At 51.8% G+C, this 19,842-nt stretch carries 20 protein-coding genes; 9 read left to right on the forward strand and 11 right to left on the reverse strand.

Annotated features, from left to right (window positions below; all coding sequences use genetic code 11):
• Positions 1–288: 288 nt before the first annotated feature.
• The 6 genes from PHA01_RS29470 (at position 289) to PHA01_RS22090 (ending at position 8,056) form a co-directional block, all read left to right on the forward strand.
• The gene (locus PHA01_RS29470) at positions 289–531 is read left to right on the forward strand and encodes a helix-turn-helix domain-containing protein (protein WP_417021014.1); all 243 of its coding nucleotides are present in this window, start codon (positions 289–291) and stop codon (positions 529–531) included.
• A gap of 609 nt (positions 532–1,140) precedes the next feature.
• Positions 1,141–1,794 carry a PIN domain-containing protein gene (locus PHA01_RS22070; protein ID WP_271898497.1) on the forward strand — a complete coding sequence of 218 codons (654 nt, stop codon included), beginning with the start codon at positions 1,141–1,143 and terminating at the stop codon, positions 1,792–1,794.
• Between the two features lie 273 nt (positions 1,795–2,067).
• On the forward strand, positions 2,068–2,697 hold the full coding sequence (locus PHA01_RS22075; RefSeq protein WP_271898498.1) for a hypothetical protein: 630 nt from the start codon (positions 2,068–2,070) through the stop codon (positions 2,695–2,697).
• A 72-nt stretch (positions 2,698–2,769) separates the two neighbouring features.
• Entirely contained in the window at positions 2,770–5,028 is a 2,259-nt protein-coding gene (locus tag PHA01_RS22080) for a Mu transposase C-terminal domain-containing protein (protein WP_271898499.1), read from the forward strand.
• Positions 5,025–6,107 carry an ATP-binding protein gene (locus PHA01_RS22085; protein ID WP_271898500.1) on the forward strand — a complete coding sequence of 361 codons (1,083 nt, stop codon included), beginning with the start codon at positions 5,025–5,027 and terminating at the stop codon, positions 6,105–6,107. Before PHA01_RS22080 ends, PHA01_RS22085 begins: the two co-directional genes overlap by 4 nt.
• Complete coding sequence (locus tag PHA01_RS22090) at positions 6,107–8,056, forward strand: TniQ family protein (RefSeq protein WP_271898501.1); 1,950 nt, start codon at positions 6,107–6,109, stop codon at positions 8,054–8,056. The genes PHA01_RS22085 and PHA01_RS22090 overlap by 1 nt, the downstream gene beginning before the upstream one ends.
• 38 nt (positions 8,057–8,094) lie before the next feature.
• Here the strand turns inward: PHA01_RS22090 and PHA01_RS29475 are convergent, their stop codons facing one another.
• Together PHA01_RS29475 and PHA01_RS22095 are read right to left on the reverse strand one after the other, a co-directional pair.
• A complete protein-coding gene (locus PHA01_RS29475) occupies positions 8,095–8,280 on the reverse strand; it encodes an NUDIX domain-containing protein (RefSeq protein ID WP_417021008.1) in 186 nt (61 codons plus the stop codon).
• A 217-nt stretch (positions 8,281–8,497) separates the two neighbouring features.
• Positions 8,498–9,139 carry a cysteine hydrolase family protein gene (locus PHA01_RS22095; RefSeq protein ID WP_271898502.1) on the reverse strand — a complete coding sequence of 214 codons (642 nt, stop codon included), beginning with the start codon at positions 9,137–9,139 and terminating at the stop codon, positions 8,498–8,500.
• Positions 9,140–9,324: 185 nt separating this feature from the next.
• On the opposite strand from PHA01_RS22095, the gene PHA01_RS22100 reads away from it, so the two are divergent.
• A complete protein-coding gene (locus PHA01_RS22100) occupies positions 9,325–9,738 on the forward strand; it encodes a winged helix-turn-helix domain-containing protein (protein WP_271898503.1) in 414 nt (137 codons plus the stop codon).
• Here PHA01_RS22100 and modC read toward each other — a convergent pair.
• The 4 genes from modC to PHA01_RS29480 form a co-directional block, all read right to left on the reverse strand.
• Positions 9,710–10,783 carry a molybdenum ABC transporter ATP-binding protein gene (modC, locus tag PHA01_RS22105; protein ID WP_271898504.1) on the reverse strand — a complete coding sequence of 358 codons (1,074 nt, stop codon included), beginning with the start codon at positions 10,781–10,783 and terminating at the stop codon, positions 9,710–9,712. The genes PHA01_RS22100 and modC overlap by 29 nt on opposite strands.
• Positions 10,780–11,481 (reverse strand): molybdate ABC transporter permease subunit, encoded by a 702-nt coding sequence (gene modB / locus PHA01_RS22110; protein WP_271898505.1) that lies wholly within the window; start codon positions 11,479–11,481, stop codon positions 10,780–10,782. Before modB ends, modC begins: the two co-directional genes overlap by 4 nt.
• Before the next feature lie 73 nt (positions 11,482–11,554).
• Positions 11,555–12,349: a molybdate ABC transporter substrate-binding protein gene (gene modA / locus PHA01_RS22115; RefSeq protein ID WP_271898506.1), complete on the reverse strand. Its 795-nt coding sequence runs from the start codon at positions 12,347–12,349 to the stop codon at positions 11,555–11,557.
• A gap of 103 nt (positions 12,350–12,452) precedes the next feature.
• On the reverse strand, positions 12,453–12,704 hold the full coding sequence (locus PHA01_RS29480) for a DUF982 domain-containing protein (protein ID WP_417021009.1): 252 nt from the start codon (positions 12,702–12,704) through the stop codon (positions 12,453–12,455).
• A 516-nt stretch (positions 12,705–13,220) separates the two neighbouring features.
• On the opposite strand from PHA01_RS29480, the gene PHA01_RS22120 reads away from it, so the two are divergent.
• Positions 13,221–13,634 carry a DoxX family protein gene (locus PHA01_RS22120; protein ID WP_271898507.1) on the forward strand — a complete coding sequence of 138 codons (414 nt, stop codon included), beginning with the start codon at positions 13,221–13,223 and terminating at the stop codon, positions 13,632–13,634.
• A gap of 337 nt (positions 13,635–13,971) precedes the next feature.
• Here the strand turns inward: PHA01_RS22120 and PHA01_RS22125 are convergent, their stop codons facing one another.
• From PHA01_RS22125 to PHA01_RS22140, 4 genes are all read right to left on the reverse strand, one after another.
• Complete coding sequence (locus PHA01_RS22125; protein WP_271898508.1) at positions 13,972–14,364, reverse strand: hypothetical protein; 393 nt, start codon at positions 14,362–14,364, stop codon at positions 13,972–13,974.
• A gap of 183 nt (positions 14,365–14,547) precedes the next feature.
• On the reverse strand, positions 14,548–15,480 hold the full coding sequence (locus tag PHA01_RS22130; RefSeq protein ID WP_271898551.1) for a substrate-binding domain-containing protein: 933 nt from the start codon (positions 15,478–15,480) through the stop codon (positions 14,548–14,550).
• A 71-nt stretch (positions 15,481–15,551) separates the two neighbouring features.
• The gene (locus tag PHA01_RS22135) at positions 15,552–16,850 is read right to left on the reverse strand and encodes an ABC transporter permease (RefSeq protein WP_271898552.1); all 1,299 of its coding nucleotides are present in this window, start codon (positions 16,848–16,850) and stop codon (positions 15,552–15,554) included.
• Positions 16,851–16,870: 20 nt separating this feature from the next.
• Entirely contained in the window at positions 16,871–18,469 is a 1,599-nt protein-coding gene (locus tag PHA01_RS22140) for a sugar ABC transporter ATP-binding protein (protein ID WP_417021010.1), read from the reverse strand.
• An 83-nt stretch (positions 18,470–18,552) separates the two neighbouring features.
• Here PHA01_RS22140 and PHA01_RS22145 point away from each other — a divergent pair, with 83 nt between their 5' ends.
• The gene (locus PHA01_RS22145; protein WP_271898510.1) at positions 18,553–19,257 is read left to right on the forward strand and encodes a GntR family transcriptional regulator; all 705 of its coding nucleotides are present in this window, start codon (positions 18,553–18,555) and stop codon (positions 19,255–19,257) included.
• On the opposite strand, the gene PHA01_RS22150 is transcribed toward PHA01_RS22145, so the two are convergent.
• Positions 19,254–19,826 carry a DUF1349 domain-containing protein gene (locus PHA01_RS22150; protein ID WP_271898511.1) on the reverse strand — a complete coding sequence of 191 codons (573 nt, stop codon included), beginning with the start codon at positions 19,824–19,826 and terminating at the stop codon, positions 19,254–19,256. The two genes, PHA01_RS22145 and PHA01_RS22150, sit on opposite strands and share 4 nt — an antisense overlap.
• Positions 19,827–19,842 lie beyond the last annotated feature (16 nt).

Consider the following 19,842-nt stretch of genomic DNA (forward strand, 5'->3'; position numbering starts at 1 on the left):
CCATGCTGGCTCAAACCCCTTTGTCGCTAAGAAACGCTTTGCAAATGGATTGGCTGCAGCCCAGAGGGACCAATCCTTTAAGCTCACTCCGTTGCGCAACGCGCAAGGATTCGGTTCGTGTCTCTGTCTGGCGACCGATTCGTGATCGTTGAGAACTTATATACACTTGCTTCCCTTTTTTCGCAAATTTATTCCTTTTTTTCGCAAATACATTCCCCAATTTCGCACGGCCTCTTTCAAGCCGAGCTAATTGTTGACATTTTTTCGAAAGGGGGAACTTTGGCACCTATGGAGCCACCTTCAGCCCTCTTACGTGCCGCACGCGTTGCCTTGGACATAAGCCAAAGCGAACTGGCTAACCGATGCGGTTTGAGCAAACGTACTGTCTATAACGTTGAACAGGGACAAGGAACTCTCGACACTATCCACCGTATTCGAAAAACCTTGGAGAGTGAGGGCATCAAGTTTCTGCTAAGCGAAGACGACCCGGCATATTGGCCAGGATTCCGAGTTGACCCGAGCATACTTTAACGAGAGTGATGCCGGCTACCTGATCGCATCGGTCTTTGCAAGACCCTTAGCTGCAGCACTCAATAGTACTTATTTTAAGTCGCTTGATTGCGGAGTGGAATCCGCGAACTCGCAATCACTTACGCCTCGATCAAAAATGTCAACAATACTTTGCTTCTTTGCATTCTCACGGAGTCCTTTTCAAATCCGCCAAGCGAATTAGAGGTATTCACCATCCCCTAACCATGGAGAAAAATTCGCATCGAAATAGTATAATTATGCGTAATGAAAGCAGAAATTATAAATTAATACCGTTTACTCTTGTCTTTCAATGTTATAAATAGGTATAGTCGGGTTAGGCGAGCGATTAGCATCGCCATGGTTCGGGGCAAGAGAAACTCTTACTCTTGATACACCATCGTCTATCGGCGTATAGATGAAAATTTGTTATTTTTCTCCTTTACAAATGGCAAAAAATACTATATCTTACATTTTTCTGAAAGTAACACTCGAATAGTCGGCGAGCAAAACTCTCGCCGCGGTGACGTGCCACGAAACGATTGTGAAGTCGCGCCAGCATCGCCGGGGAGACCGGCCTGGCAACTTACAACACCATTGATCGAGGTCACTATGAATTACCTTATGCTCTGCACATCCGTGCTCTCAATCGGTTCCGATACGACTACTCCTCATGGAATGGCCGTTCAAAAGTTGTTGTCTGCTTTGCGGCGCGACTATGAATTTTGCGTTTCACCTACCGCTCTTCAAGATCTGAACTTTGGAAGAATGCTTGCAATGAGCAACGGGGTTCCGTGGATCGATGACCTGGACCGCCTTATCAGTACCGCTTCTTCAAACAAAGTTTTTGAAATTACCGAGGAGACAGCGGTGATCGGGGGTGAGGTCAAGGCAAAAATCGCCGAACGATGCATACCAAAAAAGATTGCCGAGTATCGAAAATGGCCCGCATGTATTCAAAACTGGGTAATCGCGGCCACGAGCCAGCGACTGGGGCTGAGCGAAGGTGACATCTTGTTGTGTGCTTTGGCCATACAGCACCAAGCAACTTTGCTAACCGCGAAGAAAGCTTTCGGCCTGTTTCGAGAAGTCATCCCATCCCTAACGGTAATCCAAATCGCTCAGGACGGTAGCGTATCGACGAAACAGTTATCGCACTGTCATGTTGCGGCAAATCGAAAAATGGGCGGGCTACTACCCCATGGAAAGGAAGCTACCATGGCTACCGAAACAAGCAATTATGCAAAAAATTACGACTGCTCGTAGCCCGTAGAAACGTCGTTGAGGTGCTCGTGCAGCAGGTTGTTTACCTCTGGCTTTTGTATGAAAGGAATATCCTATGTTTAAGCCACGCTCTCTCCTGGACGCCAAACTTCAGTCCCGCGCGTTTGGCATTTCAGATGGTCCATCCGTTGCAAATGACGATTTTGCAGGGTGGCGCGGCAAAACCTTGGTAGGAGGCTATCATATAGCGTAGCTGCCAATGACGACAGCTGGTCGTGTGACAGGCCCGCCATCCATATTGATGAATCCGTAGCGATGCGCGAGCCTAAGAAAAGGAAACGTGGGTCGAAGATTGGCTTTATTATCGATCCCTTCCGGCGACGGAAGATCTGGTACGAGAGTGGTCTGGAGGAAAATTTGCTTAGTGTACTCGTGGCAATGCCGACTGTGGCGGAAGTCCGAGAACAACAATTAGTCAGGTTCGTCAGACAGGGGCGTGATCGTAAGCATTTCTTTGATTTTATTGTCCGCTGGACCGACGGCTCGGTGACAGCATTTGCTGCTAAGTACAGTCAGGATATCGACCGCGAGCTCTTGCTTGACTTATGTGCGATCAGGGACTCGCTTGGCGACGTTGTCGCCGACGAATATTCCACCCTAAGCGAAACTGACTTCGACCAGATCACGATTGAAAATTCGAAACTGATCATTGCCAGTGCACGGGATTTCGACTTCGAGGGACAACGCGCCGTGAGGATGCTGTTGCACTCAGTTGGCCGCGAAGTACGGCTAGGCGAAATCGCTAGTGCAACTGGCCTTGGCGAACGCGGGTACCGCGCAGCTCTGAGTTTGGTCCAGAGTGGCGATCTTGTTTGCGCCGCGAACAAACCGCTTGAACCTAGCGCATTGGTCTTTAACGCACTTCACGGATGTGAAGCGCGTTAAACATTGGTCACCGATTTTATTTAACAGATTCCAACCGGCACGTCGAAATCAACGAGCTTAGGCGGGGATAACATGACAGATCGAAGGGAGCGCGCGCATCTATTCGGACGCCATGACCGTTTGGTCATCGACGGCCAGTGCTACAGGGTCGACGACAAAGTAAAAGGTGTCCACTACCTGCAACTAATCAACGACAATCTGATCGAAGATTTCTTCGTCACTAAAACTGACCGAGAAATCAATGATCTGATTTCAAAAAATCGGCTTCGGATCGATGAGGGATACTTTTCGAAGACCTTGTCGCTGTTGCGTATGAAATACGACAGCTCCGACCTCGGTGATCTATCGGAAGATGAGCTGCGCACCGTGGCCTGGAAAAAAGAATGGTGCGTCAGGTTTCTTACGAACTCCGGAGATCGAGCCGCGGCTTGGAGGCCTAGTCGCAATCCGGCGGATATGAAGCAGTTCATTTCAAATGAGATGGACAACATGGATCAATGGTACTTGGATCAATTCGGCACACGTCGTCCGCCAGGCCGCCGTCGAAAAGGAGAACTCCGAAAGGCATTCGATTATCCCAGCGCAAGCACACTTCGCGACTGGTTGAAGCTTTTCGCTAAATTCAAATATCGCATGGACGCCTTCCGTCCGAACTACGCGGAGTGTGGAAATCGCAATCAGCTCGACACGCGCGCTCTGGCACTCATTGAGGAAGAGGTCAAAAAGTTTGGCAGCGTTCTCCGACCGCTTATGGGCGATATTTATGAGAATATTGAAGCAAAGTTTTATGAATTTAACAAGAACTTAGACGGGAAACATCATATCAAGGTAAGCGACAAAGCAGTCCGCAGAAGAATCCACATGATGGACCCCTTTCTTTTAGACGCTGCTCGATATGGTGAAGATTATGCTTTGCGTAAGTATACCCCCGTAGGCAGGGGAATGGTTGTGACGCGCTTGCTCGAGCACACTGAGATGGATGACTGGGAAGCCGACCTACACACGCTCATTGTGAAGTCCAGCGTCTGGAATAAACTTTCTAAAGAGGCTAAAGCAAAGGTCCCACGTACCCGTTGCACCCTCACTATCGGCATCGAAAAGTTGAGTAGATGTGTCGTCGGGATGCATCTGAGTCCCCACCCTCCTTCAGCTGCCACAGCGAAATCGGCGCTTCGCTCCATCATGATCGACAAGTCGCCGCAAGCCAAGTTCGCGGGAGCAAAGAGCGACTGGAACATGCACGGTACACCAGAATATCTGTCGACCGACGGTGGGGCAGTTTTTCTCGGAGAGTATGAAGAAGCTCTTCGCATGTCGGCGGTTTCGCGGAGTCTGCCCGAAAAGGATCCGAGGATGCGTGGGACGGTAGAATCGTTCTTTCGGACGCTCAAACGGCTTTGTCGCTATTTTGCTGGAAGGTCGTTTGCCAACGTTGTCGAAAAGGGAGACTACCCCGCCGAAAAAATGGCATCGTTAACTTATCAGGAATTCTATAAGTCGCTCATCATTTTTATCGTGGACTATTATCACCATCGAGCTCATCGCGGTCTAAACGGCGGAACTCCGTATGGCAAATGGCATTCGGAGGCCTCTCGAGGTCTTCCCCCTACCCGTTCCAGACAGCAGATTATTGTGGCATTTGGCCTGCGCGACACCAGAAAAGTTGACAAAGAAGGCATTACCTATGTCAACCAACAGTACCATTCTGAAGACTTGGGAGCATTGTATCCTTTAGTTGGAGATATGTTGCTCGATATTATTATCGATCCTGATGACCTCAGCATGATCCTCGTCCGTGTTCCAAAATATGTGAAGGACCGCAAAGCGTTTGAAAACAAGGATTATATCGAGGCTAAATGTCAGACGGCGTTTCGAGAAGGCGTGACGTTGGTTGATGTGCTGGAAGCCAACAAAGACGTTATGGAAGAAGTCCGAAAGCAGCAAGAGGCAGGCCGGCCAATCCGCTTGGCGGCCCATGGCAAATTGCTCGATATTGCAGAGGATGGCCAACGTATTGCCGGGGTGCCGGCGGCCGAAATTACGCAAAAAGACTATGACTCCATTAAACGTCGACTGGAGCGTAAGGGTAAAGCTGCGCTGACCGGCGTAAACTATGCCGAAGCGCCCGTGATCACCGAGAGCGGTCGACCTGGCAAAGTCGTCGCCGAATCCGCTCGAACTAAACCACGTGCTCCGGGCAAGACACCGTCAGAGTTAGAGTCCTCTGGTCCAACCGATGTCATCGTAAAACAATTAGTTGAGGACAGCGCCTCCTTGCCTCGGCCGCTCAAATTCTCTGATTCAATGAACGTGCCAGGAGAAGACGAATGACCCGCGTGAAAGCTCTTGGAAGGCCAGTCAAATCCTCTTCATCTATGCCAAGCGAAGCGTCGGCTACACCACTTGATGATTTTTCTGATGACGACTTCTTCGATTCAATTATTACCAAACTACCGGCCAAAAGTCGGGAAACGATCGAAATCATCAGTAAGGTCAAGAGCACATATATCACCAGCGGTAGAGACGCTGTTTTGAAGAACTCGTTTGACGATTTTCTAGAGAAAATGTTTGCACGACGCAACGGGCTCCGGGACGACGGGCGTGCTTTCTTCGTCACCGGCGCTAGTGGTGCCGGAAAAACTTATTCGATCGAACATCTGCTAGCCGAGAACGAGACGATGCAACCCCAGGTGAAGTCGTTTGGAACTATCAAACCCGTGATCTCGGTTGCGCTGCTAGGGCCCTCCACACTCAAAATTCTCGGTCGGAGTATCTTGCGGCAAGCAGGATACGAACTGGTCCAGAACATGGAACAGGGCGAGATCTGGGACATGTTGCCAGCCCAGCTTCACCACCGAAAAGTTCTCATTATCCATGTTGACGAAACTCAACACATGTTGAAGCAGACAAAGACCGACACGGAGCGAGAGAACCTCGCAAAAGCCTTCAAAGGCGTGATGAATTATAAACCATGGCCGGTAAGCTTCATCATGTCGGGAATGCCGGAAACAACGGAGCTTGCGAGACTCGATGAACAAATTGAGCGACGCGGGTACTACATCGATCTACCGGATATTGAACTACCGGAGAGCCGCGCCCTAGTTCTAAAGATCATCAACAAATCTGCTGAAGCGGCGGGCTTACAAGCAGACAAGGTCGTCAACAGCGATCTTCCGGAACGTATCACCCATGCGGCACGATATAGATTTGGTCGCATTACCCAAGTCATGTTGGAAGCAATTCAGGTTGCGTTGAAACGAGGGGATCCACATCTAAGCCGGGAACACTTCGCCTACGCGTACCTTGGACTATCGCACGCTAGAGGTCATGATGAGATGAACCCGTTTCTCGTTGACGACTGGGAACGGTTGCCTCCGGGTTCATTCTTAAAAAAGTGGCGCGATGACTGATGCGTGGACGGGTACATAAGCCACTCGATTGGCACCATGGTCTGGAGCGGCGCGAAACCGTTGCAGGATTTGCTTCGCGGCTGGCGGCATTGAACGGAAGAAGCATGCCGCGTTTTCTTCGCGACATGATGATCCACCCCAGAACTGTCGACAAATCTGACACGGCAGCCCTCAAAGCAGTCGCCATACTCGGCAACGCGAATTGCGAAATGCTATCTCGATATACTCCCGAACCGCTGGGCGATAAATTCTATCTTGTGAACGGCCAGCAGTTTGGACGCTTGTCAATCAGCCGTACGTATTTTCGCTACTGCGCTCACTGTATCCAAGAAGATCTCCGATCTTACGAAGGCCCGCCAACCGCGCGTCCTTGGTTACGCTTGGAATGGACTCTCACTCACTTTCGTTCTTGCGTACGTCATCAAGTTTTTCTCGACAGTTATCATCCGGACCGCAGAAGATTCGAGCCTTTCGATTTCTCTCGGGCAGTCGCGGGGCTTATCCCGAACCTTGGGGAAATCCTTGTCGCTTCTGTGAACGCTCTCCCATCTCCTTTTCAGGACTGGCTACTTCACAGGATTGACGGTGGAAAAAATGAAGAGAATTGGCTGGACGATGTGCCGCTGTATGCGGCAGTCAGCTTTTGCGAAGCGCTGGGCGTGTCAGCTCTGCATCCGCCAAAAGTAAAAACGAGCTTGTTAACCGAACCTCAATGGGCTGAAGCCGCCGACAGAGGCTATGCGATCGCGCGCGCGGGGCCTGACGCCATTTGCGCACTGCTTGAAAAACTCAATCAACTGCAATCCAAAACCCGAGGAGTTTGGGGGCCGCGAGACACTTATGGCCTGGTCTACGGTCTTCTACAAAAAACAGTGAGCGATCCTGCTTACGATAAATTCCGGCGGTTGGTCCGAGAATTTGCCATCAAAACTATGCCCATCGAGCCCGGGACAGATGTGCTCGGTGTAGTCGTCCATAAACGGGTCGTTCATACAATTCGAACTGCATCTCGTGACTCCGGAGCGCATGCGCTTACGATCCGTAAACTCTTTGAGGGGCGCGGTATCACCGACGGCAGATACGCGTCAGGACTTGTCGATCACCGGGTAACTGTCGATGCCTCTGAGATTCATAGCGTTGTCGTATCTTTAAGGAATGCACTCAGCACCCCTCAAGTCGAGAAAATGACGGGTATCCCACGAATTCCGCTAAAAGTGCTCATCGCTGACGGTTATCTGTCAACGATTACAGGGTCTACAGGCAAGGCATACGCCAAACACCGTTTTTCAAAGAGCGAAATCGATTGCCTCATGGATAGGCTTTTTGAGGGAGCGGTTTTAGTAACAGATCCGGGAGAAAGGCAACTGCCGGTACAATATGCCAGGCATGCTGCCTGCGCTTCGAATTCCCAGATTTTGTCGCTGATCATGGTCGGAGAATTAAAGTGGAAGGGACGGCTTGCAGGCACGTCTGACTACACTGGCCTGCTGGTTGATGCCGATGAGATTACTCGGATTGTTCGTTCCGACGTCCAAAAGATCGGGCTGACCAAGGTCGAGTTAAAAAACTTCATTCCGGGCATGGGCCGCGACTCCGTCGCAAAATTCATTCGCGATGGTCAGCTTGAAACCGTGGAAGAATTCAATCCGGAAGCCAGGAGAATTTCGACTGTCGTTTCGAGGTCCAGCGCGCAGAAGTTTCTCGATACCTACGTCTCGCTGGGTGAGCTTACTCAGCGCAGCGGCTTGCACCACAAGCAGGTGCGATTGTTGTTAAGGGCGGTAGGAATTGAGGCGTCTTTTGATCCGGACGAGTACCAATCATTTTTTTACCAGCGCGAGCAGGTGGACAAAGCCCAGAACATTGATCCAAATTTCTGGCAATATGATAAGGCTCAAGCGCAGAATTTGGCAAAACGAGTCGACTGTAATCCGGTCCATATTGGTTGACGCAAGAATACTTTCGTCCTTGCCATACTACTCTCTATTCAAGCAGCCCTGACAGCGGCCTGCGGCGTCTCGCCAGGCTCGATTGCACCAGCGGGCAGACTCCATCCTTCCCCTGAAGCCTTCGCCGTGAACGCACCAGAAGCAAATGAATGAGTTCTTGGCGACCCTGAACGGAACTTTGGGTCCGTTTGGAACAGAACTTTGGGTCCGCAGAAAATAGCCAATTTTATTCGTCAACAATTTCAATACCTTGCAGATAGGCAAATACGGAACATTGGGTCTCCGTCCAATAGGATAGGAGGAGGAGGTAGTCTCCTCCCACACAATAGGGGCACGACAAATCACTGGGCGATATCGAGAGCTCGATATCGCCCAGTCTCGTTTATCAAAACCGCTGTGGTTTTTGCAGACGGGAAACACCCCCACCACCTTTTCCGCAGCTTATCTACTGGCCCAGACTGTCGACAATTCCTCAATCGTGCAAAACATTGCATCGCCCTTGTACTTCATGCCTTCCATAGCCCGGCTGGCCGCTTCCACGTCACCACCGCCACAAGCATCGGTCACCATGATCGGAATAAGTCCAAGATCTGCACCATGACCTATGGTGGGTTCAATTCCAATTTCAGTTGCAACGCCACAGATAACAAAACTCTTCAAACCAGAGTCGCGCATGGCAATTGCCAGAGGCGTGCCCTCAAAGGCCGAGAATGTGATTTTGTCAAAAATCACTTCGTCATCACCAACTTCGAGTTCCGGGGCAAGTGCAAAGCCTGGGCTATCGCGCAGAAACCATGGTTCCACGTCGTCCGCCGATGTTTTACGTTGCCAAGCCATCATTTGCCGAACCTGGAAAACGCCAGCCATCCGTTTCGGCATGGACATATGGCGCATGAAAAATATGCGTATCCCTTCCGAACGGGCAACTTTCAGAACCTGCAGCACGCGTTCCAAGATCTTTGGGCCATCCTTCAATTGGCGCAGTATGCCAATCTGCATGTCGTAGACAATAAGAGCTGTCGTCTCGGGTGATGCGGCTTCAGCGAGGTTTTCGGGAACGATAAGGCCGAGAAAATTCTGCATCGAGTCTTCTCCTTGGCTGACCTTGGGCAACTTGTTTTTCGCCAAATCAAGAATCTACGTTATCACCATCGCGTTCAGAAATTACAACCGGCCACCAAGAGAAGGCACAAAGTCGAGATGGCCGTGTACATCACTGTGCGCATTGCTATAGATAAATGCGACAGTCCAACGGTGCGGTCACGACTATGGGTCCATCTTCAAGTAAAAATTTGAGAACAGTTTTGCGGATCGATTTTCCTCATAATGAGAAAATCGGTCGTGGAAAGATGCAGTTGCTCGAGCACATTCGCGAAACCGGCTCTATTTCAGCCGCTGGCCGCGCCATGGATATGTCGTACCGTCGCGCCTGGCTTCTGGTCAGCGCGATGAACGCCATGTTCTCCCACCCCGTGGTGGATTCTCAGCGCGGCGGCAAACAAGGCGGCGGCGCGGTGGTCACAGAATTCGGCGAGAAATTGCTCAGCCGCTTTCGTACAATGGAAGAGAAAATCGAGACTGCAGTTGCGTCAGATATCGCCTGGCTTGATGCCAATCGCAGCAAAAGCACATCCTCGGCATCCGAGGCCGATATCAGTGAGGCTCCAACGCGACGGTCTTGATAATCGCAAAGACCAGCATGCCCGGCCGCAGATCAAGCCTTCCGCAGGATAACTCAGTAATGCGTGCCAAGATTATCGTTCCCTGGCAATCGACTTGAACATCGGCTATGCCCGACTCGAAGGTAATCGCGCTTACGGTCCCTTCGAGAATATTGAGCGCACTTAGCTGTTCAGGTCGAATCGTCGAAAGCATCACATCCTTGGCAAGGATGTGGACGCGAACGCCCTTTCCCACAGCAACCTCCGTTCCTGAAATATAAATTTTGGATGTTTGGAACCCGATGGTCGTCAGCTTGTGCTTTGGATCGTAATTTACGACCTTCCCCTCCACCAATGAACCTGCTTCGCGGCGATCGGTTACGATTGAAATTGAGGTTTGGCTCAAGACATCGGCTGCGGTGCCAGCCATTGCCACCTTGCCTTCGCTCATAACAATGACGCGATCGGCAAGACGCGCCACTTCTGACACCGAGTGGCTCACATAAATGATCGGGATATTCATTTCATCGCGCAGAGCTTCAAGATAGGGAAGGATTTCGATCTTCCTTGTATCATCGAGCGCCGCTAGCGGTTCGTCCATAAGGAGCATACGTGGCGACGACAATAAGGCACGGCCGATCGCGACGCGCTGCTTTTCTCCGCCTGACAGTTTGCCAGGACGTCTGTCCAAAATATCGCCAATACCAAGGAGTTCGACAATCTTCGACAAATCTTCCGAGCGTCGCGATTTGGGAGTAAACCAGCGGCCGTAATTGAGATTTTGCTGAACCGTCAGGTGGGGAAAAAGCCGGCCTTCCTGAAATACGTACCCGAAACGGCGCTTGTATTTGGGAACGAATATACCCTTCTTCGTATCAACCAGTACGTCGCCGTCAAAAACGACCCTGCCCTGGTCCGGCCGTGAAAGGCCAGCAATGATGCGGATGATCGATGTTTTTCCTGAACCTGAACGTCCAAACAACGCCGTAACGCCGCGGTCGGACGTGAAGGCGGCGTCAAGTACGAATTTTCCAAGCATATGTTTTGCTTCAAAAGTCAGGATCATTCGATGTCTACCCTGCGTCCGACAAGGTAGCCCATGAATTCGGAAGCCATCAACGCGGCCATGGAGATGATGACTGATATGATGGTCAGGCGAAAAGCACCCGCATCGCCACCCGGCACCTGTGTGAAGGTGTAAATTGCAGCTGACAGTGTCTGTGTTTCTCCCGGGATATTGGAAACGAACGTTATCGTCGCACCAAATTCGCCCATTGCCTTGGCAAACGAAAGAATCATGCCGGCGATGATGCCTGGCAGGATGAGCGGCAAGGTGACCGTCGCGAATACCCATAGCGGACTTGCACCAAGCGTACCGGCGGCATCTTCGAGCTTGCGGTCCACTGCTTCTATGGACAGCCGGATGCTGCGAACCATCAAAGGGAAACCCATCACCCCGCAGGCCAATGCTGCGCCCGTCCAGCGGAACGACAGTACGATGCCGAAATGTTCGGCCAGAAACGCTCCGACCGGGCCACGCCGACCAAAGAGTATGAGAAGAATAAAGCCGGTGACGACGGGAGGAAGAATCAAAGGAAGGTGGACGAGGCCATTGAGGATGGATTTGCCCCAGAATTTTCCTCGCGCGAGCAACAGACCGACAAGAATGCCGAGAGGGAGGCTGGCGAGCATCGCGACGAACGCAATTCGAAGAGTAAGGTGAACTGCTGTCCACTCTTCATTGCTCAGTGAGAACCAGTCCAAAAATGTCAGCCCCCTGTCCGGTCGTGTGCTCTTGCGAGGCTCCCGCAGTGCTAGAAGCGGAGCCAGCGGCATTTTACTTGAGTACGGTGAATCCCTGCTTCTCAAAGAATGGCATAGCTTTTTCTGATTTGATGTAATCAAACAGCGACACCGCATCAGCATTCTTGCTGTCGCTCAGAATTGCGATGGGATAAATGATTGCGGGGTGGCTGTCTTCGGGAAACGTACCTACGATCTTGACTTCTTTGTCTGCCGCCGCGTCCGTTTGATAGACGATGCCATAGGGCGCTTCGCCACGCGACACCAGCAATAGCGCCGCGCGCACGCTTTCCGCGCCGGCAACTTTGCCTTCCACTGACGACCACACACCAAGAGATTCAAGAGCGGCCTTGCCATACTTGCCTGCCGGAACCGAATCCACAGCACCCATAGCGAGACGTCCCTCGCCCAAAAGTGTCGCGAGATCGAAACCCTTCTTGATTTCGACGGGCTCTGCCTTGTCTTTCGATGCCACCAGAACGATCCGATTGCCTAAAAGATTCTTGCGCGTGTCGGCCTTGATCAGATTTTTCTTTGCAACATAATCCATCCAGTCGAGATCAGCTGAGATGAAGATATCGGCAGGCGCGCCAGACTCGATCTGCTTTGCCAGAGCCGAACTCGCTGCGTAGGAGATTGCAGCTTCCTTGCCAGATTCTTTCTGCCATGCGGCTGTTATGTCATCAAGTGCGTTCTTGAGACTAGCCGCTGCGAAAACGGTTACCTTTTCTGCAGCTTGTGCAGAGCCTGCCAGCGGAATTATACCAAGCCATGCGACCGCAAGTGCGGCGACAGTCATTTTAATCCATTGACGACGATGAATTCCCATATCCAACCTCCGATAGACTCCGAAATATTTTCCTAAATATATCGGTGCCTCGCGGATAGCTAGTGTTATATTTTCAGGAATATATTGAATGGAGAACGGATCATTAGCGTGACCGCTCATTGACGTAGATTGACGCCTCCTTGGCTGCATCAATGAAGGCGCGCCTGACTTCGTCAGGATCCAACCGTCCCGCCCCGGCTTCGAGGCATGCTTGCTGTGCTGTCACATATTTTTCGCCACAGTTTTTTGGCCAGTATTTTGCTAGAACTTCGGCAGCCGATTCAACGCATGACACACGTCTTATAAGACGCATGCGATCTGTAATGGTGACATGTTCAAAAGCCATTCTTGTCATATCGATTGAACGCGATGGTTCAATTTGAGTTCCAACACCGGTGTTTGAAACCTACCGGCAAAGAGTTAAGCGGATTCGCCTATCCCGCCGCAGCCCAGAGTGTTCATCGATGCGCGGAAGTTCGTCGGCAAATTCGATCCACCGGAGACTCAGTCGCTAAGATGCAGGGAAAATGGAGATAATAGCTCGGGCGAAAGTGTTCCCGAAACAATCCACAAGCAAGCCGGTAGTGAACCGGGGCTTGATCGAGTTTGATTAGATGCCGGCAGTCCGCATCATCAACAATATCGATGTCCACAGCACCAACATGCTGGCTAGGCCGATGAGATAGTAGTTCGGTGCTTTTTCCATATGTGCATTATAGCGTACGCCGCTTGTCAATCTGTTAAACTGAAACTTCAAAATTGATACAACCGAGCAGCCGGAAAAAATATTCGTGCCTAGCTGTCGGGACAATCATACCCGGCCCGTCCTTGGTGAAATCTTGAACCATTTCAACCATTGGAGGACGACATTATGGAATTCACTTCACAGACAACAACTGTCTCGAACAAAGCAGTTTGGGCTGGTCGCATTCTCAGCGGCCTCGTCATCTTGTTCATGCTATTCGACGGCATTATCAAATTGGTGCCACTGGACATCGTCATGCAAACCAATGCTCAACTGGGGTATCCGGACAGCGTCAATCTCGCCCGGGGCCTCGGAGTGCTCGGTCTCGCTTGCACTGCGCTTTACGCATTTCCGCGAACTTCGGTGCTCGGCGCAATCCTTTTGACCGGTTACCTTGGCGGAGCGATCGCCACACAACTACGTGTCGGCAGTCCCATCTTCAGTCATCTGTTGTTTGGCGTCTATCTCGGTCTGATGGTCTGGGGCGGCTTGTATCTGCGCGATGTTCGTGTCCGATCGCTGATTGGCTTGACCAGTTAGTCGAACTGGGCCGATGCCAGAAGTCGTTTCTACAACCCTTATAGCGACACATATACTTCGTGCAATTTTAACACGAATTTAAGTCAATCTACTTAGGATTTAGCGAGCACAGTCAACACGATGGCAATCAAATGCGTGGAACTCACCACAGACAGCTTGAACCTCGGGACTTTCTGATCCTTGCGATTCTATTTGTCTTGGTTCTGGGGGCATGCTGGCTTGTGGGTACAAGCTTCATGGATACGGCTAAGGCCGGCCATACTCCAAATGCCGGCTTGGTAAGCGAAGCCCCCTGATCTGCGTTACCAGACAACGCTGGCAATTCGGCAGATGAACACTACTGCGTGGTGACCATCGGGCTAGACGAATCTTTTGGCGCGGCGAACGGCATGGTGAATACTTGCCCTGCGATTCCTGCGGCGAGTCCCGACGAAAAAGTCAGCGGCGTACAACTGCTAAGCGCATCGATTGCCGATGCAATGAATTGCTGACGGACCTTGTCGTCCCCGTCGATAGCGATGCTCGTTGGCCGCGGCTTGCCTATCAGCGTTCCATCTCGTTTGAAACTGAAGCTCAAGGTTACGGAACCTTTGGCGTCGGACGGTGCTTGCCAGCACGTGTCGATAGCGCGCCCTACATCGTCCATCGTCTTCAGCGGCTCTGCTTTGGATTGAGTAGAAAGACAGATCAGAAGTGCGCTTGTGACTGCGAGAGATTTGACAACGTTCATTTCGTTACTCCTGCCCTTCAATGCCACAAGATCAGAATCAGTTGCAGTACGAAACGTGATCGTGATCAACCCATACATTTTACCACTATATTTCCGTGATAAAATAGAATTCGACGTAAAAACGAAGGGTAGGGTAAATATTGACAGGCCGCACACTGAGCGCGGCCCGCCGTTTTCTTTTGATTATTGTAGCCCGTTGGCTTTCAGTATCTCCGGAGCATTTTCCTTGGTAATGGCTTGCGTATCCAGGACGATCTTCTTTTCCACCTTCTCGCCTGCAAGCACTTTTAAAGCCTGACGCAAGCCCTCGGCACCGGGGGTTGGGTAAAGGAACGTCGCGGCCAACTCTCCCTTGTTAACCCATTGAACGCCTTCGTTCGGTAGGCCATCCACGCCGATAAAGAGAATGTTCTTCTCGCGGCCGGCGTCCTTTGCGGCCAGGTAGGCGCCATAAGCCATGGGATCATTGTGACCATAGACGAGCGTTATGTCTTCATGATTGCGCAGCGCAGTCGCCATGATGTTATAGGCCTGATCCTGCTTCCAGTCGCCTGACTGCTTGTCGAGAAGGTACTTGATCCCTGGCTCAGCGTCGGTGTTCTTGTGAAAGCCATTACTGCGATCGTGGCTGGCCTGCGTGCCGAGCCCGCCCCAAATTTCGACGACAGTACCCTTGGCTTTACCTTTGCCACCAAGGAGTTCGACCGCATACTTACCCGCCGCTTCCCCGATGACGACATTGTCGCCGCCGATCCACTGCGTGTACTTTTCTGTGTCAACGTTACGGTCCAGCACTATGACTGGAATCCCTGCATCCATGGCTTTCTCGACAACACCTGTGAGGCCTGCAGACTCTTTCGGAGAAATCAAAATCGCATCGACTTCCTGACGAATGAAGTTTTCAACGTCGGCGACCTGTTTTTCCGTCTTATCCTGCCCGTCCGCAACGAGGAGCTCGACATTGGCGTGTTTCTTGGCCTCAGTCTCAAGGTCTTTGTTGAACTGGACGCGCCAAGGCTCAACGGTCGTCGTCTGGCTGAAGCCGATCACATACTTATCCTTCGCACCTGCGACGGACGCGTTGAATGCGAGCGGCGCGATCAAGGCTGTCGCCATGGCCCATTTTGCAAATTGTCTGCGGTTAATACTCATTTTCTCTCTCTCCCTTTGGGTTTAACTGCCGTGAGTTAGTCGTCCGATCCTTGCGGATTCTTGATTTGATGGGGTTCGGATTTGTCGATCACATCGCGTGCCCGGAGTTGCGACAGAAAGAACAACCATCCGCTGGAACGCCGCTCCTGCAGCAGAACAGCGATGATGATGATCGCGCCCTTCAGAACAAGCTGGGTGTTGCTGTCGATGTTGTTGAGTTGGAGGATATTGCTGAGAAACCCGAATATCAGGACACCAACGAGTGTGCCGATCATCGACCCTCGCCCGCCCATTAGGCTCGTACCGCCAATGACAACGGCCGCGATGGCGTCGAGCTCAAGTCCCGTCCCGGCATCCGGCTTTCCCTGCCGATACTGCGCAACATAAAGAATCCCGGCTAGAGCGGCCAGATAGCCCGATATGGCATAGACGGTGATCTTTACACGCCAAACAGGCACACCGGCCAAGCGGGCAGCTTCTTCATTTCCCCCGATTGCGTACACATAGCGCCCAAATTTCGTAAATTTCAGGATTACCCAAAAAAGGACGATTATGCCGGCAAAGATGACACCGGGGACCGGGATGATCCCGAATATCAACGAGCGCAGCGCCTCGAAATCTTCCGTGGCATTGCTTCCCGTATAAACAGGCCAGACGGCAGTGTTCTGGCCGGCAGTCAATCGCGCGATTCCGAGGCCGGCGACCATCATGGCCAAGGTGACTATGAAGGGTTGCAACCGGCCGCCGACGATGATCAATCCGTTGATGGTACCAAGCATGAAACCGACTGCCGGCACGACCAGGAGGACGAGGATAACTCCTGCCTTTCCTTCTGAGGTCAACGCTACTCCAAATGCCAGGACAAGAGCTGCTGCTGCTGCAACGGCCAGCAGCAATTTTGAGATGGCCGGCTGGTTCGCGCCCGCGTCGAGTATAGCCCTTCGCTGCAATTTTATGCCGAAAGTGAGAGCGCCAAATACTACTAAAAACGCCAACAGAAATATCGCCGGGACGCCTAGTAGATAAGCGGAGGACCATCCCTCATTGGTCAAAAGCATTGCGCAAACGACCGATCCCAATGCCAATACCGAACCGACAGAAAGATCGATTCCAGCGATGAGAATAACCAGCGTCATTCCTACCGCGGTGATGCCGGTAACGGAGATTTGTCTGAATACGTCGGAAAGATTTCCGAACGACAAGAAGATGTTATGACCTTTTGATGAGACGGGCGAGGAAATAACACCCACCAGAAAAAGCAATGCTAGTCCCCAATAGAGCTTTGTGGACTTAAGAACGCTCTTCAATCGTTCAGTGCTGTTTGATGATTGCATGATCTGCTCGCTTGTATTCGTCATGCAGCCTCTCCCGTGAGCGCATTCCCCAGGGGTGTAGCAAGCTCCATTACCCGTTCTTCTGAGAACTCATGGCTCTCGATGGTCCCCACTGCTCTGCCTTCGCACATAACAAGAATCCGGTTTGAAAGCGCCAACAGTTCCGGCAGTTCCGAACTGACCATCACAATTGCCACCCCCGATTGGGCAAGCTTTCTCAAAAGATCATAGATCTCGTCCTTTGCCCCAACATCGATCCCGCGCGTCGGCTCATCAAGCAAGACAACCGTTGGATTCGTTTCGAGCCATTTGCCAAGAACGATCTTTTGCTGATTTCCGCCACTCAGTTCATCGATTTGTTGATCCGGACTTTGGCAGCGAACGCGCATAGCCTTGATCATTCGATTGGCAACGGCATTCTCCTGAAATCGCGTCACCCAACCGAGCGGCGCGATCCATGGCAGTGAAGGAAGAACCGCGTTCGACCGAATATCCGCCTGCATCAAAAGACCCGTACCTTTGCGGTCTTCTGTGAGAAACGCGACACCCCTGGCCACCGAACCTCGGGGTGTGAGGGACTGAGCGTCAGAGCTTGCTCCTGCACGTTGAATCGAACCTGAGCGCTTGCCAATTGCCGAACCGAATATGAGTTCCAGCACTTCGGTCCGGCCCGAGCCAAGGAGACCGCCAATGCCCAGTATTTCACCGGCATGAAGGTCGAAACTCACGTCATCGACCACACCATGAATCCGGCCGCGCGAGTTCGGTCTCTGAAGGCCGAGATTTCTGACGGACAAGACGACCGGATTGCTGGTCACTGATGCTTTCTTTTCCTGCTTTTTCAGCTCGCGTCCAACCATCATCCGGATCACATCGCGCTCACTGATTTCGCCCGATCGCCGCGTAGCAATAAAATTGCCGTCACGCAGAACAGTGATCTTGTCAGCCAGCGCGAAAACTTCACTCATACGATGTGAGATATAGACGATCGCCACCCCTTGGCGTGCCAGTCCGCGAACGAAGCTGGCGAGGCGCTGTGCCTCTGCCTCCGACAAGGCTGATGTTGGCTCGTCGAGCACAAGCACATCCGCGTCCAGGGAAAGCGCGCGTGCAATCTCCACAAGTTGCTGCTCTCCAACACGCAAATTCTCGACGTCCGCACGTGGGTCGATATCAATGCCGAACCTTGCGAGAATTTCTGCACTTCGGGTTTCTATTTCGCTGTAGTCGATAAACAAACCGGCTTTGAGCGGTTCCCGTCCCAGAAAAATATTCTCTGAAACACTGAGACTTGGAATGAGATTGAGTTCTTGGTGGATGATCGCGATGCCGTTGCGCTCCGCTTCCTTGGGGGTCGCAAAATCGACCTCGCGTCCACGAACCGTCATTTGTCCGCTACTTCGACGGTGAACACCGCTCAAAACCTTGACGAGTGTTGACTTGCCCGCACCGTTTTCACCCATCACAGCGTGGATTTCGCCAGCATAAACATCAAGATCTATGCTTCGCAGGGCCTCGACGTGAGCAAAGGATTTGCTGATCCCGCGTAACGAGACGATTGGGGACTGGCTCTCCAAAATGCTCCTCCCAAAACATTCTTTCAAGTTGGTGTGTAACATGTTAGATGTTATTGGATCAGAGTCAAATATTTTAGTTTTGAGCGTTCACAGGATTTTCGCAGAGAAACAATGGGGGTCTGAACTTGCAGCTTCGTTCTCCGAGCAGAAACTTCAAAGAGCAAAAAGTTGTCTCGGTCACGCGCAAGGACCAAGTTTATACAATATTGAGACAGGCGATCATTTCGTCGCAATTGTCACCGGGCGAAACCATTCGCAAGGAGCTTGTTGCGGTGCAATTAGGTGTTTCCCGCACCCCGGTCAGCGATGCAATAAACCGGCTCGCGGATGAGGGCCTTGTTGAGATCTATCCGCAGACAGGAACCTTCGTCGCACGACTATGGCTCGACAAGATCGAAACGGCGCAGTTCGTCCGCGTCGCGCTCGAGACAGCCGCCATTCGCCGCACTGCAGAGCGTGCAACACCTGAAACCATCGCTGGGTTTCGGCAAAATCTGGAACGTCAGCGCAAGGCCGCCGACAAACAGGATTTCGAACAGTTCTACGAACTCGATGAGGCGCTGCATGATCTTATTTGCGATGCCGCAGGACTAGTGGGGTTGCGTGAGATCGCTTCAAAGGAACGCAGTCAGATCGATCGCGTCAGAAGACTTTTGCTTCACTACGAAACCCGGATGATCGAGACTTTGGCGGAGCATGAGGCGATCATCTCTGCCATCGCCGACAAGGATCCCGACAAGGCCGCCAAGACGATGGAAGCACATATAGCCCAGATGGGCAAAATGCTCTTGCATCTCAGAAACAAACGCCCGGAACTGTTTGGAAGCTAGTCGTGAAGATTGCGCGAAATCGCAGAACCGACAGTCAAATCGCGAAACGTCGCCTCGAAACCGCCTCTCTCGGGTGAGCACGCCATGATACCTACTGAACCGTCACCCGATGAAAATGGGGCCAGACGGGCTAGTTGCCATGCTCCACCGTTGAGCGAGAACTGCACGCGCACTGCGTCCCCGTGACGCGTCAATCGCACGTTTATCTCATCTTTAGTACTCGAACCATGAAGGGGGATGACAGACCAATCTGACGTGCCGTTAGTGACGACAACGCTGAAATGCATCAGTCCATCCGTGTATTCGATACCGGTCTTGATCCAATGGTGCGGGTCGATGCGCAGCATCAATCCCGCTTGATCGTAGAGCTGTTGATAATCACCGCAAACCGTAACGCTGGCTGTAAAATCACCACTAACCGGCGTCAAATAGGCATGGCCATTGTCACGCTTGAAACCGTAAAACGTCTGCTGCCAGAAGTCGGTCTTTTCCTTGGTCGCAAGGTGGAGTTCGTTGGCATCGCCGCTGAAGGCCGCCGGTTCATTCAACCAGCTGAATAAATTGCCCATGGATCCAGATCTCGCA

Origin of the sequence: Candidatus Phyllobacterium onerii, from assembly GCF_028331445.1 — a bacterium.
GTDB lineage: Bacteria > Pseudomonadota > Alphaproteobacteria > Rhizobiales > Rhizobiaceae > Phyllobacterium > Phyllobacterium onerii.